The organism is Luteolibacter sp. (assembly GCF_039920825.1).
Classification (GTDB): domain Bacteria; phylum Verrucomicrobiota; class Verrucomicrobiia; order Verrucomicrobiales; family Akkermansiaceae; genus Luteolibacter.
On record NZ_JBDSCX010000069.1, the window covers coordinates 1 to 16,670 of the forward strand.

The 16,670-nt window shown below is 57.5% G+C and carries 16 protein-coding genes and 1 tRNA gene; 7 read left to right on the forward strand and 10 right to left on the reverse strand.

Annotated elements, in window-relative coordinates:
- Nucleotides 1-108: 108 nt before the first annotated feature.
- Together ABIQ96_RS19860 and asnS are read right to left on the reverse strand one after the other, a co-directional pair.
- Nucleotides 109-1,287 carry a hypothetical protein gene (locus ABIQ96_RS19860; RefSeq protein WP_348216385.1) on the reverse strand — a complete coding sequence of 393 codons (1,179 nt, stop codon included), beginning with the start codon at nucleotides 1,285-1,287 and terminating at the stop codon, nucleotides 109-111.
- Between the two features lie 30 nt (nucleotides 1,288-1,317).
- Nucleotides 1,318-2,679: an asparagine--tRNA ligase gene (asnS, locus tag ABIQ96_RS19865; RefSeq protein WP_348216386.1), complete on the reverse strand. Its 1,362-nt coding sequence runs from the start codon at nucleotides 2,677-2,679 to the stop codon at nucleotides 1,318-1,320.
- Between the two features lie 110 nt (nucleotides 2,680-2,789).
- Between asnS and ABIQ96_RS19870 the strand changes: the two genes are divergently transcribed.
- Nucleotides 2,790-5,477, forward strand: coding sequence for a PVC-type heme-binding CxxCH protein (locus ABIQ96_RS19870; RefSeq protein ID WP_348216387.1), 2,688 nt, complete (start codon nucleotides 2,790-2,792; stop codon nucleotides 5,475-5,477).
- 16 nt (nucleotides 5,478-5,493) lie between these two features.
- Here ABIQ96_RS19870 and ABIQ96_RS19875 read toward each other — a convergent pair whose 3' ends face one another.
- Both ABIQ96_RS19875 and ABIQ96_RS19880 read right to left on the reverse strand, forming a co-directional pair.
- Entirely contained in the window at nucleotides 5,494-5,745 is a 252-nt protein-coding gene (locus ABIQ96_RS19875) for a CDGSH iron-sulfur domain-containing protein (protein ID WP_348216388.1), read from the reverse strand.
- A 27-nt stretch (nucleotides 5,746-5,772) separates the two neighbouring features.
- On the reverse strand, nucleotides 5,773-5,976 hold the full coding sequence (locus ABIQ96_RS19880; RefSeq protein ID WP_348216389.1) for a hypothetical protein: 204 nt from the start codon (nucleotides 5,974-5,976) through the stop codon (nucleotides 5,773-5,775).
- Nucleotides 5,977-6,172: 196 nt separating this feature from the next.
- Here ABIQ96_RS19880 and accD point away from each other — a divergent pair, with 196 nt between their 5' ends.
- Nucleotides 6,173-7,003 (forward strand): acetyl-CoA carboxylase, carboxyltransferase subunit beta, encoded by an 831-nt coding sequence (gene accD / locus ABIQ96_RS19885; RefSeq protein ID WP_348216390.1) that lies wholly within the window; start codon nucleotides 6,173-6,175, stop codon nucleotides 7,001-7,003.
- Between the two features lie 50 nt (nucleotides 7,004-7,053).
- Here accD and ABIQ96_RS19890 read toward each other — a convergent pair whose 3' ends face one another.
- Both ABIQ96_RS19890 and ABIQ96_RS19895 read right to left on the reverse strand, forming a co-directional pair.
- Entirely contained in the window at nucleotides 7,054-7,500 is a 447-nt protein-coding gene (locus tag ABIQ96_RS19890) for a DUF4304 domain-containing protein (RefSeq protein WP_348216391.1), read from the reverse strand.
- 31 nt (nucleotides 7,501-7,531) lie between these two features.
- The gene (locus ABIQ96_RS19895) at nucleotides 7,532-7,996 is read right to left on the reverse strand and encodes a hypothetical protein (RefSeq protein ID WP_348216392.1); all 465 of its coding nucleotides are present in this window, start codon (nucleotides 7,994-7,996) and stop codon (nucleotides 7,532-7,534) included.
- Nucleotides 7,997-8,095: 99 nt separating this feature from the next.
- On the opposite strand from ABIQ96_RS19895, the gene ABIQ96_RS19900 reads away from it, so the two are divergent.
- Nucleotides 8,096-8,170, forward strand: a tRNA-Val gene (locus ABIQ96_RS19900).
- 25 nt (nucleotides 8,171-8,195) lie between these two features.
- Here ABIQ96_RS19900 and ABIQ96_RS19905 read toward each other — a convergent pair.
- From ABIQ96_RS19905 to ABIQ96_RS19920, 4 genes are all read right to left on the reverse strand, one after another.
- Nucleotides 8,196-8,597, reverse strand: a complete 402-nt coding sequence (locus ABIQ96_RS19905; protein WP_348216393.1) for a hypothetical protein — start codon at nucleotides 8,595-8,597, stop codon at nucleotides 8,196-8,198.
- A 68-nt stretch (nucleotides 8,598-8,665) separates the two neighbouring features.
- Entirely contained in the window at nucleotides 8,666-9,466 is an 801-nt protein-coding gene (locus ABIQ96_RS19910) for a hypothetical protein (protein ID WP_348216394.1), read from the reverse strand.
- Nucleotides 9,459-10,061, reverse strand: coding sequence for a 23S rRNA (guanosine(2251)-2'-O)-methyltransferase RlmB (gene rlmB, locus ABIQ96_RS19915; RefSeq protein WP_348216395.1), 603 nt, complete (start codon nucleotides 10,059-10,061; stop codon nucleotides 9,459-9,461). Before rlmB ends, ABIQ96_RS19910 begins: the two co-directional genes overlap by 8 nt.
- A gap of 117 nt (nucleotides 10,062-10,178) precedes the next feature.
- Nucleotides 10,179-13,847, reverse strand: coding sequence for an FN3 associated domain-containing protein (locus ABIQ96_RS19920; RefSeq protein WP_348216396.1), 3,669 nt, complete (start codon nucleotides 13,845-13,847; stop codon nucleotides 10,179-10,181).
- A gap of 315 nt (nucleotides 13,848-14,162) precedes the next feature.
- Here ABIQ96_RS19920 and ABIQ96_RS19925 point away from each other — a divergent pair, with 315 nt between their 5' ends.
- The 4 genes from ABIQ96_RS19925 (at nucleotide 14,163) to ABIQ96_RS19940 (ending at nucleotide 16,657) form a co-directional block, all read left to right on the forward strand.
- A complete protein-coding gene (locus tag ABIQ96_RS19925) occupies nucleotides 14,163-14,684 on the forward strand; it encodes a MarR family transcriptional regulator (protein WP_348216397.1) in 522 nt (173 codons plus the stop codon).
- 79 nt (nucleotides 14,685-14,763) lie between these two features.
- Nucleotides 14,764-15,162 carry a hypothetical protein gene (locus ABIQ96_RS19930; RefSeq protein WP_348216398.1) on the forward strand — a complete coding sequence of 133 codons (399 nt, stop codon included), beginning with the start codon at nucleotides 14,764-14,766 and terminating at the stop codon, nucleotides 15,160-15,162.
- A gap of 30 nt (nucleotides 15,163-15,192) precedes the next feature.
- Nucleotides 15,193-15,627 (forward strand): DCC1-like thiol-disulfide oxidoreductase family protein, encoded by a 435-nt coding sequence (locus tag ABIQ96_RS19935; RefSeq protein WP_348216399.1) that lies wholly within the window; start codon nucleotides 15,193-15,195, stop codon nucleotides 15,625-15,627.
- A 28-nt stretch (nucleotides 15,628-15,655) separates the two neighbouring features.
- Nucleotides 15,656-16,657, forward strand: a complete 1,002-nt coding sequence (locus ABIQ96_RS19940; RefSeq protein WP_348216400.1) for a TIGR01777 family oxidoreductase — start codon at nucleotides 15,656-15,658, stop codon at nucleotides 16,655-16,657.
- Nucleotides 16,658-16,670: the final 13 nt, after the last annotated feature.

Below are 16,670 nucleotides of genomic sequence, written 5' to 3' on the forward strand. Positions count from 1 at the left end.
TTTTTTTGCCCGGAAAAAGCGGAAAATAGCCGGGCGAAAAGGAAGGCGCAACGCGACACAGGAAACAACCAAAACGGCCGGAAACAACAGTGCCAAAAACCGGAGGGATCACCGGTTCCCGACCGGCATTTCCGGCTCGGATCGAATCTGACTCAAACCCGGAGATGGCGGAATCTCGTGATACAAATCGGACCTCGATTTCTTTCTCAACCGCAGATCAAGGTCTGCGAGAAGCTGGTCCCGCTGGGATCTGATGGCGGATCTCAGAGGCTCTGGAAGGCGTTCCGGATTGGTATATACCGGATCCAATTCCGCAGTCGACCATATCGGCGCAGGCTTCCAATTTGAAATCACATCCAGCAGCGGTGGATTTTCCACGAAGCAATGTTTGAGCTGCTCGAATCTCCCCGCCCATAGTAACGAGACCATCGTTCGCGTGCACTTTGGGCAGGTTCCACAATTGGCTGCCGGGCCAGTGCTTGCCCAACAGACTCGCAAGTGTTCTTGAACCAGAGAATTGCCGGCGATTTGTTCCATTTTCTCAGCCCGGGACAGGTGCTCCCCCCAGCTAATGAACCGGGTGTTTCCGGAACTCCAAAGATGATCAATCTGCCACGTGGATCCCCAGATGCGGGTGTCATTTCTCCGGGTGCTGGAACTCAGGACGAAATCATGGAAATCGGATTTCAGAAGATGGGCGACCGCGGCCATGGCACCACCGTGGGTGTAATCCCAATTGGTCTTATTGAAATAGGAATGCTCCCGAAGATTGGTTTGGATCTGCACCAAGGAAATTCCCTTTTGCCGGGCGACACTTCGGTAGGATTGCTCCGCTGGTTTCTGCCGTGATTCATTCGCTAGAGCGATGTCGAACCCGTGGATATTGACAAGTGCGTGGATTTTCTTCGGATAGTGATTAAGCGTGTGGAATGAATCGACCCCCGCGGTGAAAAACAGCGCCGTCTTGCGCCACCATCGTTTCGGTTTGCCACGATCGACGATGGGGACTTCGGGAGGTTTCACCTTCCTCTTCCACCAGCCGTTCGTGATTACCGATAGTTCATGGGTGTTGCGAAACCATGTCCCGCAGACGGGAGAGTTAGAAACGAGGCGGTCCTTCCGCAGTTGGGCGGGAATCAGAAATGCGGAGAGAAAAGCCTCGGGAGCCGCCGACAACACCGCATCTTTCGAGGAAAACCAGACCTCCTCTCCCGCGACCAAGGCGCTGACCACGCAGGAAGTTCCTTCCATGCGGGTGTGGATTTTTCCGATGTGGACTTGAGCCATCTACGGGGGGGGAGGGTTTCAAGCGGACGTCTAGAACTCGCAATTCCCGGGAGTTCGGGCGAACGGGATCACGTCGCGGATGTTGGCCATGCCGGTGACAAACATCAGCATTCGCTCGAATCCGAGGCCGAAACCGGCGTGGGGGACGCTGCCGTATTTCCGGAGATCCGCATACCAACCGTAGGCATCCGGATCGAGGTCGTGCTTCTTGAAATTCTCCATCAAGACGTCCAACCGCTCTTCGCGTTGGCTGCCGCCGACGATCTCGCCGATGCCGGGAACTAGCACGTCCATCGCGGTGACGGTTTTGTTGTCGTCGTTGAGCCGCATGTAGAAGGGTTTGATTTCCTTCGGGTAGTTGAAGACGGTGACCGGCTTTTTGAAGTGCTCTTCGGTGAGCCAGCGTTCGTGTTCGGATTGCAGATTGAGGCCGTATTCGACCGGGTATTCGAAGGCTTTGCCGCTGGCTTTGAGGAGTTCGACGGCTTCGGTGTAGGTAATGCGTTCGAACGGGCGGCTGGCTACAAACTCAAGTCTCTCGCGAAGGCCCTTGTCCACGAACTTTTCGAAAATGGCCAGATCGCCATCGCTGTTAGTGAGCGCTTCCTTAACCAGATATTTTACCAATGCCTCGGCGAGGTCCATGTCGCCTTCGAGATCGCAGAACGCGACTTCGGGCTCGATCATCCAAAACTCCGCGGCGTGGCGCGAGGTGTTGGAGTTCTCCGCGCGGAAGGTGGGGCCGAAGGTGTAGATGTTGGAAAGCGCGCAGGCGAATGTCTCGCCTTCGAGCTGGCCGCTGACTGTTAGGAAAGCGCGTTTACCGAAGAAGTCTTCCTCCGCCTTTGCAATCTTGTCATCCGGCAGCGTCGTCACCCGGAACATTTCACCCGCCCCCTCGCAATCGCTGGCAGTGATGATCGGCGTGTGGACGTAGATGAAATCCCGTTCCTGGAAAAACTTGTGCACGGCGAATGCCATCCGGCTGCGCATGCGGAACACCGCGCCGTAGAGATTGGTCCTTGGCCGGAGGTGGGCGATGGATCTGAGAAACTCGGTACTGTGGCCCTTTTTCTGGAGCGGGTAATCTTCCGGAACACCACCTAATAATTTAAGCGAAGTGGCCTGCATTTCCCAGGCCTGCCCTGCGGCGGGTGAGGGGATCAGTTTTCCGCGAATTTCAATGGAGGCACCGGTGCTCATTTTCGCGATGTCCTCGTATCCGGGGATACCGGCGTCGGCCACAATCTGCAAATTTCCAAGGCAGGTTCCGTCGTTGAGTTCGAGGAAGGAAAATGCCTTTGAATCCCTCCGGGTGCGAACCCAACCGGCGACGTGGAGATCATCGCAGGCTTCCGCGCGTTTGAGGACGTGTTTGATCAGCGATCGCATGGGCTTGGATAGCCAGCGGGCTCGGGCTTGTCAAAGCAGGTCCCCGGATTTGTTGATAGTTGACCTGAAAACCGCCTGTAATAGCCTTCCCTTCAAGATCGATCCAATCCATGAAATTTCTCTACCGGTTCCTGATTCTCGCGACGATGCCCGCAGCCCACGCCTGGACACCGGGCCAAGAGCCCCCGGCGATGCCACTCGCATCATTCAAGCTCCCCGAGGGCTTGGAAATCACCCCTTGGGCGGCCTCGCCCGCGCTTTTCAATCCGACGAATATCGACATCGACCATCTCGGCCGGATCTGGGTCACTGAAGGCGTGGACTATCGCGGGAAATCGGGACGTCAGCCTGCGGGTGACCGTATCGTGATTCTTGAAGACACGGACGGAGACGGGAAATCGGACAGTTCCAAGGTTTTTTGGCAGGATCCTGAACTTGTTTCCCCGCTCGGCATCGCCGTTTTCGACAACGTGGTCATCGTTTCCCAGCCGCCGAATTTGCTCAAGCTGACCGACGTCAATCGCGACGGGAAATTCGACCCCGCATCCGGTGACAAGCGCGAAGTCCTGCTCACGGGTTTCAACGGTAAAAACCACGACCACTCACTCCACTCGCTGACTGCTGGGCCGGACGGGAAGTGGTATTTCAACCAAGGAAACACCTGCGGCGTTTTCACTGACAAGTCGGGTAAGACATTCCGTGTCGGAAGTTACTACTACCAGAGCGGCGGTGGAGAGTGGCCTACCAATACCAAGGCGATCGCCGGTGAAAAAAGCGATGACGGCTTCGTCTATGTCGGTGGTTTCACGGTCCGCATGAACCCGGACGCGACACATGCGGAAATCATCGGCTATAACTACCGGAACTCTTTCGAGCAGACGATCAACTCGCGCGGCTTTGTATTTCAAAACGACAACGACGATCCGCCGGCTTGCCGTACCAGCCATGTTTTGGAACACGGAAATGCCGGCTACTTTTCCAACGACGGCACACGGTTCTGGGATGCTGACCGCCGGCCGGGTCAAGATGTTCCGACCGCCCACTGGAGACAGGAAAATCCCGGTAGCATGCCTGCTGGCGACGTCTATGGCGGCGGCTCGCCCACCGGCATCGCGTTTTATGAAAACGGCGCTTTGGGCGATAAATTCAACGGTACGCTGCTCTCCTGTGAAGCTGCTAGAAACGTCATCTTCGGTTATCAACCCGCTCCGGATGGTGCCGGTTTCAAGCTGGATCGCACCGATTTCCTTACCACGAACCCGGAGAAGCAATTCGACGGCGCCGACTTCACCGGTGGTGTGAAAAAGGCGGGATCCGCTGAACAGGACAAGCTGAAATTCAATTTCCGGCCGTCCGATGTTTGCGTCGGCCCCGATGGCGCGCTCTACGTTGCTGACTGGACCGATCCGCGGGTTGGCGGTCACGACACGCAGGATGAAGCCGCGTCCGGTATTATCTATCGAATCGCTCCCAAGGGCTTCAAACCGGTCGTTCCGAAGATTGATCTCGGTAAAATGGAGGGCGCGATCCTTGCCCTGAAATCTCCCGCCGTGAACGTTCGTTCGCTCGGATTCCAGAAGCTGAAAGCCGCCGGTGCGTCAGCTTACGATGCCGTTGCGAAAGTCCTCGATGATCCGAATCCCTACGTCGCCTCCCGCGCGATCTGGCTGATGCCTTATCTTGGTGAAAAAGGCCGCGCTAAACTCAACTCCCTGCTCACCAGCGGCAATGCCGCCAACCGTCTGACGGCATTCCGTGCGATACGCCGGACCGATGGTGCGATCGACGATCTGCCATACGCCCGCAAGCTGGCAAATGATCCTGCTCCGGAAGTTAGAGTGGAAGCAGCGCAAGCCGTGCGCTACCGGAATTTCGAAGAAGCCCGCGATGTCCTCGTCGCCGTGGCGTCGCAATATGACGGAAAGGACCGTTCCTATCTCGAATCTCTCGGCATCGGTGCGGGACACAACACCGAAGAACTTTGGAAAGCCGTCGGGCAAAAAATGAAACCCGGAGCGCCCGGCGAGTGGTCCGACATTTTCGCCCGCCTCACCTGGCGGCTGATGCCGGAAGCCGCGATTCCATCTTTGAAAACACGCGCCGCCTCGGCAAATTTGAGCACGGAGCAACGCTCGCTCGCCGTCGATTCCCTCGCCTTCATCAAGTCGAAGGACTCTGCCTACGCGCTGATGGATATCGCCGCGCAAGAGTCTCCCGTTAAGGACCAGGCCCTGTGGTGGCTGGCGAACCGGGCAGAAGGCGAGTGGTCGTCGTTAGGGATCAAGGACGAGTTGGAAAAGCGCAAGCTCATCGAGAAGCCCGTTCCGCTTGTTGAGATCATCGTTCCCGCGAAACCGGAGTCCACCAAGTTCAGCGTGGCCGATGTGATGGCATTGAAGGGCGATGCCGCACGTGGCCAGGCTGCGGCCGGACGTTGCATCATGTGCCACAAGATCGGAGAAGCCGGCCCGGATTACGGACCCAATCTCAAAGGTTTCGCAAGCCGACAGGCGCCGGAAATCGTCGCGCGTTCGATCATCGATCCGTCCTTCGATATTTCCCACGGTTTCGAAGGTTCGGCCATCAATCTGAAGGACGGAAAATGGATCGACGGCCACATCGTCGCGGACGGGGATCCCGTCGTCATCCGTTCGACCGGCGGTCTCACGCAGCGGGTGCCGAAGAACCAGATCGGCAGCCGCAAGGACATGGATCGCTCGCTGATGTTAGGAGCCGATCAGCTCGGCATGACCGCGCAGGACGTGGCCGACGTGGTCGAGTGGTTGAAAACCTATTGATCCGCTAATTTTTCCGTCACTCCGGCTTCGGCAGGCTTTTGTGCGAGCCGTCGCAGAGTGGCGGGTTTCCGGTGTGTTTGCACTGGCACCACCAGACGGTTTTTTTCTCCGTCACTTCGTATTTCACCGGCTGCAGGCCGGTGCCTTTGTGGGAACCGTCACAGAACGGAGGATGTCCGGAGCGCCCGCAGGAACACCACCAGTGAGTCCCTGCATCCACTTCGAGTGCCAGCGGCTTGGTATCACAAATAACGGGTTCGGCAGCCATGCCGACGAGACTGGTGAAGTCTCCGGATCAACGCGAGAGGGAAACCTGAAGGGCAGGTGATTTCTCGGAGGAGGTCGCGGTGGCATTCATCGACTCCAAGTCCAGTTTGACCGTCGCCGGGGTCTTGTCGAGTTTCGGATACCTTTGAGAAGGCACTTCGTTGAGAAATGTTGCTCCGAGCCATCCCACAAGGATGATCGACGAACCACTTACAAAGTTCCTAGTGCTCATTAAGTAATACGGGAATGCTTACTATTTCCGCTCGCAGGTTTTGGTTCCTTTGGCCGAAAATAGCAACCCTTAATATGCGCCTTCCGAAACAGATCTTTCAAAAGGGGATTGTCGTGATCCACACCTGCCACTAGCTTCGTCGCCACGAGACAACTGCCGCGGCAGCTCGGATTCCAGCAAGCAACTTTCCAATCCCATGGGCATATTCAGCAAACCCCGCCTGCGCGGTCGTGACCGACGTGAAGACATGCCGGAAGGCCATTGGACCAAGTGTCCAGACTGCGACGCACTGATCCACACGCTCGAGCTCAAGCAGAACCTTCACGTCTGCGTCCATTGCAGCCATCATTTCCTGATCGATTCGCGCGAACGCATTGCGATGCTCGCCGATACGGACACCTTCGAGGAAACGGAAGTGGGTTTGATCTCCGCCAATCCGCTTGGCTTCGCGGGATACGCCGAGAAAACGGCGGCCCTTCGCGAAAAGACCGGACTCGACGATGCGGTGATTTCCGGACGTCTCACGATCCAAGGCCACAAGGCGATGATTGCCGTTATGGATTTCAAGTTTTTCGCCGGATCGATGGGATCTGTTGTTGGTGAGAAAATCACCCGTGCCATCGAGATGGCCATCGCCGAAAAACGCGGTGTCATCATTGTTTCCGCCTCGTCAGGCGCACGGATGCAGGAAGGGATGCTTTCGCTGATGCAGATGGCGAAAACCTGCGGCGCTCTCGCCCGTCTATCAGAATCGAAGCTGCCCTACATCTCTCTTTTCACGCATCCGACGACTGGTGGCGTCACAGCATCCTTCGCCACCATCGGCGACATCAATCTGGCCGAGCCGAAGTGCATGATCGGCTTCGCCGGTCCGCGCGTGGTCAAGGAAACAACCCATCAGACCCTGCCTCCTGGTTTCCAGACGGCGGAGTTCATGCTTGAGCACGGTTTGATCGACGCCATCGTTCCGCGAACCAAACTACGCGAGCGGTTCGGGAGTCTGTTAGGATACATGATGCCGGGTTGAAAACGGAGGGCTGAAATGTCACCACTTTTTGGTGGCGTGTTCGTTCACGGCTAGTGATCTTTCCGCCATGAGTCAGGCATTGGAATCATTGTCTGAAAACCTTTCAATGCCAGTTGTCTGACGTCTTCGTAGTGGCTTGGAATGACCTCGAGTAACATCGGGAAATTGGCGATCAATTCGTCGCGAACAACTCCCAAATTGGTTTCGATCAATTCGTATTGGGGCGGAAGGCCGGGAATAAGCCCTGGCATCCTTCCGTCGCCATGTCTGCCTCCTCGAGTTCCTTCCGCCGTGGCAATGTCGGTGAATGTGATCCCAACGTTTACGTAGAAAACAGCCGCTTCTCCTTTGGTGTTCCATCGAGAGGATTGAAACTCCACTTCCTGAATCACCCCATCCAGCTCCCGAAGGAACTTGTTACGAACCTTCTTGAAGCCATTTACTTTAAAATAGCCCGTATGAAGATCTATCAGCAATAGTTTTAGTAAATGCTGCATCGATAATTTGTTCTAGCCGCACGACTGAAAGTCACCCTTCGGTGGGCGGAGTAATGACAGTGACGCGTTCGACCCCACGTTTCGAGAATTCCTCCCAGTAACGTTTTTCCCATGCGACGGTGCGGGCGCGGCGGTCTTCCTCGCTGAGTTTTTCCCATTCCGCGAAGCCGATGGCGCGGGCGAGATCGCGGTCGGCGAGTCTAACGGCCAGCTCGTCCCAGAAGCTCTCGTTGCGGAATTCCTCGTAGCATTCGTGATAGAAAAGGCTTTCCTCTTTCTCCGCCTTCACCCGGAAGCGCTGGCTTTCCTCGTCGAACTCGATCCAGTCGCCCAAACCCGAGTGGCCGGCTTTTTCGAGAATCTTGCTCTCCAGATTCTCAAACGCCGCGACCTGGTCGTTGGCGGTTTCCTTCTGGTTCCACGACGCCACATTGGCGGCGAGGCTAACCATTTCCACCAAGGTGGCGAGTTCCTGATCGGAGAGGCGCAAATGCATTCGTGCCGGGAACAAACCACCGCCGCGCCCCACCCGCAAGCCCGCATCACTCTTGGCTTGATCTTCGGGAAATCTCCGGCCAGCTTCCCGCCCTGCCGTGCACGAGTAGCTCAGCGGTAGAGCGGTCCGCTTACACCGGATTGGTCGGCGGTTCGATCCCGTCCTCGTGTACCAGTTTTTCAAACTGCCGTCGCCGTCCTCATTGTTGGGAATCCGCGAGGGAAGTTGCCCACGCCGGCCGTCCATTGATCACTTGATCCGCTGCGACCGAATCGCGCTGGATCGCGGTGTGGCTGTCATAAAGTTCGATTGTCGCCGGAGCTCCCGCGTTGCTGCATCTGATGACAATATCCCGACCCTCTTTCACGAACACCCAGCGCTCGATTGGCTTGGCGCAACGGACCCGTGAGATCAGTTTTCCCTTTTCCGAAACATCCAGCCCACCGGGAACTTCCACTGCCGAGAATTTCAGTTTCGCCGGATCCGCGACCGTCCATTCTGAGGCAGCGGGGGGCGGCTTAGGTCCCTCACGCACCTCATCCGAAGCGCAGGAAACCAGCGCCACCAGCGGCAATCCAGACATCAAAAAACGAGTCGTCATGGGCGGAACGGTAACCAGCATGCATGCCATGTCCATGGCGGGTTTCTCCAAGGGGAAACCCGCACGCTTCAAAGCCGCCAGACATCGAGCGCCATGCCTTTCCGGCAGTCCTGTGGGCTTTCATCGACCATCCCGCGGCTGAGCCAGCCATCGTTCCACTCCACCCAATGCGCGCGGCCGGGGCTGGTGAAGGAGCCGGTGTTGATGATGCGGCGGCCGTTTATCTCCCAGCACCCCTCTCGGTGGAAATGCCCGATGACGAGCACTTCCGCGTTCGGGAAATAGGAGTCGCAGAACTTGGCGCCCGCCGCGCCTTGGGTGAACCAGGCTTCCAACATTTTCACCGCGCGCTTGGGCGGCAGGACGGCATCCCAGGCGCGTTGGATGAAATGGCGGCCGTTCGGGTATTCCACGCTGCACAATTCCCGGGCGATTTCCCGGGCGACTCGCAATCTTTCCTCCGCGTCGTGATCGGCCAGCGGGTGTTGTTTCCAGAGCTCCAACACGCGCTCGCCGTTAACGAGGATTTCGCGCTTCCAAGGCGAGCCGTCGAAGAGCAGCGCATCGCCGTGCATGATGATGATTTTCCCGTCCGCCAGCTCCACCCAGCCGCGTCCGGGCCAGCCGGGGTCGTGGTTTCCGGAGAGAAAGACAGCCTCCACGCCTTCCTCGGCGCATAGGGCTCTCAGTTCTTCCAACAGCACGGTCGAGCGGGCGAGGAAGGGCTTCGCAAGCTCCTGCCAAGTGTCGCCATTGAAAATAACGGTGCCTGTTCCGGCGATCAACGGACGAAGTGCGGAGACGTCGTTGACTCGAGAAATCTTGTGACCCAAATGGAGATCCGAAAGTACCCGGACGGGTTCATTCATTGGCAATCCGGCGCTGTCGCACCGCCTCGAACACACAGACACCCGTCGCCACCGAAACGTTCAGACATTCGACTTTTCCGGCCATCGGGATGGAAGCCAGGAAATCGCAGTTTTCCTCCGTCAGCCGGCGCATGCCTTTTTCCTCGGCTCCGAGGACGAGCGCGAGCGGCCCCTTGAGGTCGAGGTCGTAGATTGACTTCGCCTTCGCATGGTCCGAGGTGCCGACGAGCCAGAGACCGGCGGCTTTGAGCTTTTCCATCGTCCGTGCGAGATTGGTCACCTGGGCGAACGGGACGTGATCCGCCGCTCCCACGGAAACCCGGCGCACGGTTTCGGTGATGCCGACGGCCTTGTCTTTCGGCGCGACCACGGCATGCACGCCCGCCGCATCCGCCGTCCGTAGGATGGCTCCGAGGTTATGGGGGTCTTGCACGCAATCGAGAATCAAGACGAAGGGCACCGCGTGTTCGGCCACAATCGCCATCAGGTCGTCCTCGTCGAGCGATGGAGTGATGGTTTCCACCGTCTGGACATGGCGGTTCTCACGGGCCTGTTTATTCTGTTGGCCATGCTGCGGCGAGAAGCGAGGTTTCATGGAGGGATTTTGCCTTGGTGAAATGCGCGAGTCGAGCGCGATGGCGCATGAATCAAGCCAAAAAAAGGCGACCCCACTTTCGCGGGGCCGCCTTGGAATTTTGACAGATCCGGTGAATCAGGGAGTCACGACCACATTCAGACGGACGAAGATTTTTCCTTGTCCCGGCAGGAGGGTGTAACTGATGAAGCCCGGGACACTGGTGTCCGCCGTTACAGGAGTCCAGTTGATGAGGTCAGGCGAGGTTTGGATGGTTCCGGTGGCGCTGGTTGCGGTGGAATCCTTGGGGAATGAGATCTTGTTCGCTACCAACTGGGGGCTGGTGGTGAACGAAGAACCCGTGGCACCGAAGAAGTATTCCACGCCATTGGAGACACCGTCCTTGTCGAAGTCCGCCGCCGCACCCTGGCTACCGGCGTTCGTGTTCGCCCACGAGGAATAGATGTTCGTAGGCGTGTCGTCATCGGTGATTGTATAGACTTTCGTTCCGGAAATGAAGCCCGCCGATGCGGCGGTCAAGGTTGCGTTGCGTGTGCCGGTGTAGATGGCGTCGTTCTTCGCAACCACATAGATCGTTGCCGAGGATTGGCCTGCTAGAATGGTGACGGTTGAAGGAAGAACGGCATATCCCGGGTAGTTGATACCATCAGGAGAGATATCCGCCAGAAGCGCTCCGGCCGTGCTCTCCGTGATGTCCACGACGAGCGTGGAAGCGGTGCTGCCTGTCCGGGCGACGGTCAGTGGCGATTCCTCGGTGACGCCGGTGGCACCTTCAAGCAATGTGGTCTTGGAGGTGGAAACGGTGATGAGCGGAGGACCGGTGTAAACGATGTCGGCCATACTCCTTGGGGCAACCGTGATCGTCAGCACCGAAGTGATCGAGGTCTTCTGAATGACGCCCGTCACCGTGTTGGGGCCGACGGGGATTGTCGCACCGGTGATTTCGAGGCCGCTGGGAGTGTTGGTGCCGAACAGGTTTTGGAACGTTCCTGCGGAGCCATCATTGATGCTGGTGAATGACGGAGCCGTGGCGAAGACAGATCCTGCACTTGAGAAAGTGACGCCCGTTACGGAAACCAACCTAGCTTGGTCCGCATCGGTCAAGGTGGCGAGTGTGCGAGACAGCGGCACTACCGCGTTACCTGACGAAATGGCGGTGCCGAAATCCACCTTCGGGGTGAACTGGAGCTGACCGTTGAACGTCGAGATGCTCCCGATGATGTTCGCAACATTGTCACCAACCGTGTAAGTGCTTGTCACCACCGTGCTGAAGTCATCGATCTGGATTCCCGCGCCGCTGTCCTGGAAGAACTTCGTGTTGCGGGTAGGGAGAGAGGCGGTGAAGGTCACTTGGCCGAGAACGCGGTAGATGGTGGTGCCTGTCGGCGATGCGCGCAGGGCGGTCAGGTCGGCCACATCGAGTGGAAGGAAGTAGGTCGACGTCGAAACGTTGCTGCGCGCCCCTCCTGTTGTGAATGCGGCCACCTTGAGAATCTTGGTTCCCGCTCCGATGTTGATCGTGATGCCCGTGCCGTTGTTGTAGGCGGGGCTGGTTGCGATAGGATCAGAACCATCCGTGGTGTAACGAAGGGTTTCCCCGGCCGCATAGGAGGCATAGTTCGAAACGAAGACGGTCTGATTGGTATAATAGGATCCGCCGGGCAGACTCACCGTTGGGACGAGGATGGTGCTGTCCTCGCCGACCATCGTGAGGTCGTCCATCGCGATGCCGGCGTCGCTTCCGCCATCGTTGAAGTCGCTCCAGCGGAGGAAGGCTACTTCGCCTGCCGCCAGGCTGATCGGCAGGGTGACAGAGACGACGGCGGTTTTATTAGCGGGGAGGTTTCCGTCGAGAGCTCCGTTTGCTCCAACGAACGCAGGCCCATTGAGATCAAGGCTGGGGAAAGTCGTGGCTCCGGAGGCCGTCAGGAAATTGTCGTTCGTGAAGGTGGTGCCATTGATTTTGCCGTAAGCGAATGCCAGGATGTTCTGAACTGCGGTGGAATTCCGCCAGAACTCGGCGGTGAAGGAGAACGTCAGGCCGGTGAGCGTGGAACCGCTGTCGTTTTTGACGAGAGTCCCGAAGGTCATGGTGTTGGTTCCCGAGGCGAGCATGCCAAGCGCCCGGTCGCTGGCAGCCGCCGCACCGTAGCTAAACATTCCGCCACTGCTGCCCGTTCCCGTATCTGCGGTGAGATTGACCGCCGCGACGGGGGGGGTTATGTTCCCGTTGTTCTTTACGCCGTACCAACCGTTGAGCGTGGAGCTGCTGGTGATCGTGCTGAAGTTGCCTTGAAGTCCGATCGTTCCTGAGAAAGCGCCCGTGATGGTCGTTGTGGGGAGGGCATCGAAGTTCTGGGTATAAGCCGCCCCTGGCGCGGTGAGCGAAACGTAGTTGATCGTGACTGCCGGAGACACCGTGCCGGAGACCGCGACATTGACCGTGGTCGCCCCGGTGCTGGTAACGGCTACGTTTCCGGAAGCACTGCCCGCGGCGGCGGCGGTCGAAATCCGAACAGAGATCACCGTGCTGAGAACGGTGCCGGAGGAGGGTGTCAGAATCACCGTCGGCCCATAGGATCCGGAGGTGGCGACTTCATATCCGGAGGGGGCGGTGATCGTGATGTTTCCTGTCAGGTTCGTGCCGGAAGCTGAAAAGGTCTGCGCGGCGGAAACGACTCCTGCGGATGTGGAGAAGCCGGTCAGGCTTGCGGGGGTGGCATCGAGCAGAGGTGCATTCAGTGCGTTTACGGTTCCACTGAGAGCAACTGTCTTGTTAGTGGCCCCAGTGCTGGACAAGGTGATATTGCCCGAGACAGAGCCTGCAGGTGCTGACGCTGCGATGCGGGTGTAAATGATGCCGGATGCAGAACCTCCGGATTGAGTAAGGGTTGCGGAACTTGAAAAAGTCGCGTCATCGGTGGAAACCTCAAAATTTGAAGGTGCGGAAACGGAAATGTCCGCAGTGAGAGCCGTGCCGCTGACGGTGAAGTTCTGTGAGGTTGAGGCGGTACCAGCCACCGTCGTGAATGATGTGAGCGAGACGACGCTAGTGCCAATCGTCGGGGCGCTTGAGATGAGTGGTGACAGATCAGCCCAGTTGTTTGTGACGAGCATTCTGCTGATCGTGCCTGCAGCGGCATTTGAGGCTGAACCTTGTCTAAGAGAGACGGCTGCATAGGAAGTAATCTCGGCGGAAGTTCCTGCCCAAGTCACCGTGTTCAGGTAGGGTGAATTGCTGGCTTCTGTTGTGCTGGTGGGGTTGATGTAGAGCGCACCAGTGTCATTCAGGGTGCCGGCATTGATATTGTATCTGAAAATCAACACGTATTCGGTGTTTACATCCAACTCTTGAGTTCCATAGGAAACGGTGGCCCCGGTATTTCCCATCAAGAGTCCGATCAGAAACTTGCTGGCTGTAGAGCCTCGCTTGACATACACTCGGCCATTGTAGGTGGCGCTGCTAGTCGCGAGAGAGTTGAAACACGTAAAATAATCGCCCGTTGCCTGGGCCGAAGCAATTTTTAATTTCAACCCGAGGTAAAGGTTGCCGCTGGTGGCTGCGGTAAAGCCGACTCCGCCATCCTGACCTGAGGTGTTTAGCACCACGACGCCTCCGCTGATCGCTAGAGTGGGTGTTGCCGCACCGCTCTCGAGCCATCCACCTTGTCCGATAAGATTTGCGTTTGTGAAGGTGGAAAAATCCTGATCAAGTAAGGCGGTTCCTTTGGACGTCTGGGGAAGAAACCCGAGAATTCCAGCGGCCAGCAACGCTGGGGCCGCCAATAGGCTAGATCTGATCCGGGAAGAAATCCCGGTTGAGCTCAATTTGTTAATCAGCGGGTTAGCGAGTAAAGCTCGCGACCAGTGAGCTAGCTTTGAAAGCCTGCCCGAGGATGGGGTTTGAGGGAGAAGTCTCATTTTTTTTGGGATATGGTGATTGAATACGATGCGATACTCTACGAGTTCATGGGGGCACTCATGGATTTAAATGTGTCTTGTTCGTCACGGGTTTAAGCAAATGCTGCGCCAGAATGGATCTGCTATATTTTGCCGTATTTCTTCTTGCTGTTTCCGAGTTTTCAGTATTTATTGAAAACCGTGAACACGGAGGTCGAAAAGCTCAAACATGCTCGTGACGAATTCGTCGCGCAGTGGGGCGCGCTCGGCACCCAGTGGGGGATCAATCGGACGATGGCGCAGATCCATGCTCTGCTCATGACCGCTCCCGAACCGATCACCACGGACGACGTGATGGAAGAGCTGCAGATCAGCCGCGGCAATGCCCACACGAATCTCAAGGAGCTGGTTGCCTGGGGGTTGCTGCGGGTGGTGGTGAAAAAAGGCGAGCGCCGTGAATTTTTCGAAGCCGAAAAGGATGTCTGGAGCATTTTCACCATCGTCGCCCGCGAACGGAAACGCCGCGAGATCGAGCCCGCGTTAGCGATCCTGAGCAAGTGCGCGGAAGAGAGTCGCGAGATCGACAGCCCGCAGGGCAAGGCGTTTTACGATCAAATGAAGGCGCTGGAGGACTTCGTCGGATTCGCCTCGAAAATGTCCGACCGTATTGGCGCGATGAAATATGGATTTGCCGTCCAGTTGGCGACGAAGCTTCTCGGTTAAAAAAATTTCACCCAATTTTTCATAAATTCCTGAAAAATCGAAATAAACGAAAAGAAAAAACAAGAAAGGAACACCACAAATGAATGCAACCGTCATTAGTTATGGAATCTATCTCGCAATCGCGCTGCCACTTACCATCTGGGTCGCGCGGAACCTTTTCCGGAACGGCCGGATCTTCCTGGTCGATTGCTTCCACGGCAACGAGCTGCTGGCGGACAGCGTGAACCAACTGCTGGTGATGGGCTTCTATCTGATCAATTTCGGATTCGTGGCGCTTTACCTCAAGTTGGCCGACGAAGTGCAGGACGTCCGCGGGATTTTTGAAGCGCTCAGCGGCAAGCTGGGCGTGGTCTTGTTAGTTCTGGGAGCCATGCATTTCTTCAACCTGCTCGTGTTCACGAAAATGCGGAAACGCGCGACTTGGGACCAAGCGCCGCCTCCAATGCCACCAGCCGGAATCGTGAGAGCGAAAGTCTGATCGCTTGAATTTCGAAATCACTCCGCCGCCATGAAAACGCTAACGATTTTCTACGATCCCCGTTGCGGGCTGTGTGCGAAGTTCCGCGTCTGGTTGGAAGCGCAGCCGAAGCGCGTGGCCGTCGAATTCCTCGACTACGATTCCGCTGAAGCCCTCAGGCGATTTTCCGATTCGTTAGTCTTAGGCGCTGAGCGTGATGTGGTGGTGCTGGCCGACGACGGCCGTTGGTGGCAGGGCAGCGCCGCCTGGCTGACCTGCCTGTGGACGACGGTTCAATATCGAGATTGGTCGTTCCGTCTGGCAGCTCCGGTTTTCCAACCGTTCGTGAAAAAAGCGGTGCACCTCTTGTCCGAGAATCGCCTGACGATTTCCCGCCTGATGAAACTCCGGACCGACGCCGAATTGGCGACGGCCATCCGCTCGCTGCCCGTAGCGAAATGTAAAAACGGCGTTTGCCACGTTTGATCTAACCTAAAAACAGAAAGACTTTCTTATGAATCCCGTCATCGTGATTTTCGGAGCCAATGGATTCCTTGGCCGCTACCTGACCCGCCACTTTGCCAGAAACGGCAAGGAGGTTGTCGCCATCGCCCGCAGCCGCGAGGGCTGGAGCGGTGATGGAATGTTTCTCGAGTGGGACGGCAAAACCCTCGGCCCTTGGGCGCTTGCCCTCGAAGGCGCGGAAGCCGTCATTAATCTGGCCGGCCGCAGCGTGAACTGCCGCTACACGGAAAAGAACCGGCGGGAAATCCTCGAGTCCCGGGTGGATGCGACCCGTGTGATCGGCGAGGCGATCAAGGGCTGCAAGACACCGCCGAAGACCTGGCTGAACACGAGCACGGCGACGTGGTATCGCCACGCCGAGGACATGCCGCAGAACGATTGGCTCGGCGAACCGGGCGAGGGATTTTCCTGCGACGTGGCCCAAGCGTGGGAAGATGCGTTTTTCAATGCGAACGTGCCTGCGGAAACAAGGAAGCTGGCGCTGCGCATCGGTATGGTCTTGGCCAACGAGGAGGCGACAGTTTACGATGTGCTCAGAAAACTCACCGCGCGTGGTCTCGGCGGGACGATGGGCAGCGGCAACCAGCGGATCAGTTGGATCCACATGGAGGATTTCCTGCGGGCTGTGGATTTTGTCATCAACGATCCGTTTCTCGACGGGACGGTCAACGTCACGGCCCCCGAATTTCCAACCAACCGCGAGTGGATGCGGACTTTCCGCGAAGCGGTCGGGATGCCGCTCGGTGTGCCTGCCAGGCGCTGGATGTTGAAAATCGGTGCCCGCCTGATGGGAACCGAGACCGAACTCGTCTTGAAAAGCCGTTGGGCGGATTCCGTCCGGCTGCGGGATGCGGGATTCCGTTGGAGGTGGAGCCGGGCTGTGGATGCCGTGGCCGACCTACACGGTCGCCGGGGTCTGCAAGGGTTCTTCAAGGCGGCGTCCGAGCGCAGCGCCGGGGCCCGGGTTTGGCTGCCTGCGGCGACCCGCTAGCCGGGGCGGCGGC

Excerpts from the sequence above, each read along its gene's own strand:
- ABIQ96_RS19880 (WP_348216389.1), bottom strand. The coding sequence starts at position 5,976 with ATGAGCACTAGGAACTTTGTAAGTGGTTCGTCGATCATCCTTGTGGGA.
- ABIQ96_RS19890 (WP_348216391.1), bottom strand. The coding sequence starts at position 7,500 with ATGCAGCATTTACTAAAACTATTGCTGATAGATCTTCATACGGGCTAT.
- accD (WP_348216390.1), top strand. The coding sequence starts at position 6,173 with ATGGGCATATTCAGCAAACCCCGCCTGCGCGGTCGTGACCGACGTGAA.
- asnS (WP_348216386.1), bottom strand. The coding sequence starts at position 2,679 with ATGCGATCGCTGATCAAACACGTCCTCAAACGCGCGGAAGCCTGCGAT.
- ABIQ96_RS19895 (WP_348216392.1), bottom strand. The coding sequence starts at position 7,996 with ATGCATTTGCGCCTCTCCGATCAGGAACTCGCCACCTTGGTGGAAATG.
- ABIQ96_RS19875 (WP_348216388.1), bottom strand. The coding sequence starts at position 5,745 with ATGGCTGCCGAACCCGTTATTTGTGATACCAAGCCGCTGGCACTCGAA.
- rlmB (WP_348216395.1), bottom strand. The coding sequence starts at position 10,061 with ATGAAACCTCGCTTCTCGCCGCAGCATGGCCAACAGAATAAACAGGCC.
- ABIQ96_RS19940 (WP_348216400.1), top strand. The coding sequence starts at position 15,656 with ATGAATCCCGTCATCGTGATTTTCGGAGCCAATGGATTCCTTGGCCGC.
- ABIQ96_RS19860 (WP_348216385.1), bottom strand. The coding sequence starts at position 1,287 with ATGGCTCAAGTCCACATCGGAAAAATCCACACCCGCATGGAAGGAACT.
- ABIQ96_RS19905 (WP_348216393.1), bottom strand. The coding sequence starts at position 8,597 with ATGACGACTCGTTTTTTGATGTCTGGATTGCCGCTGGTGGCGCTGGTT.
- ABIQ96_RS19935 (WP_348216399.1), top strand. The coding sequence starts at position 15,193 with ATGAAAACGCTAACGATTTTCTACGATCCCCGTTGCGGGCTGTGTGCG.
- ABIQ96_RS19910 (WP_348216394.1), bottom strand. The coding sequence starts at position 9,466 with ATGAATGAACCCGTCCGGGTACTTTCGGATCTCCATTTGGGTCACAAG.
- ABIQ96_RS19930 (WP_348216398.1), top strand. The coding sequence starts at position 14,764 with ATGAATGCAACCGTCATTAGTTATGGAATCTATCTCGCAATCGCGCTG.
- ABIQ96_RS19870 (WP_348216387.1), top strand. The coding sequence starts at position 2,790 with ATGAAATTTCTCTACCGGTTCCTGATTCTCGCGACGATGCCCGCAGCC.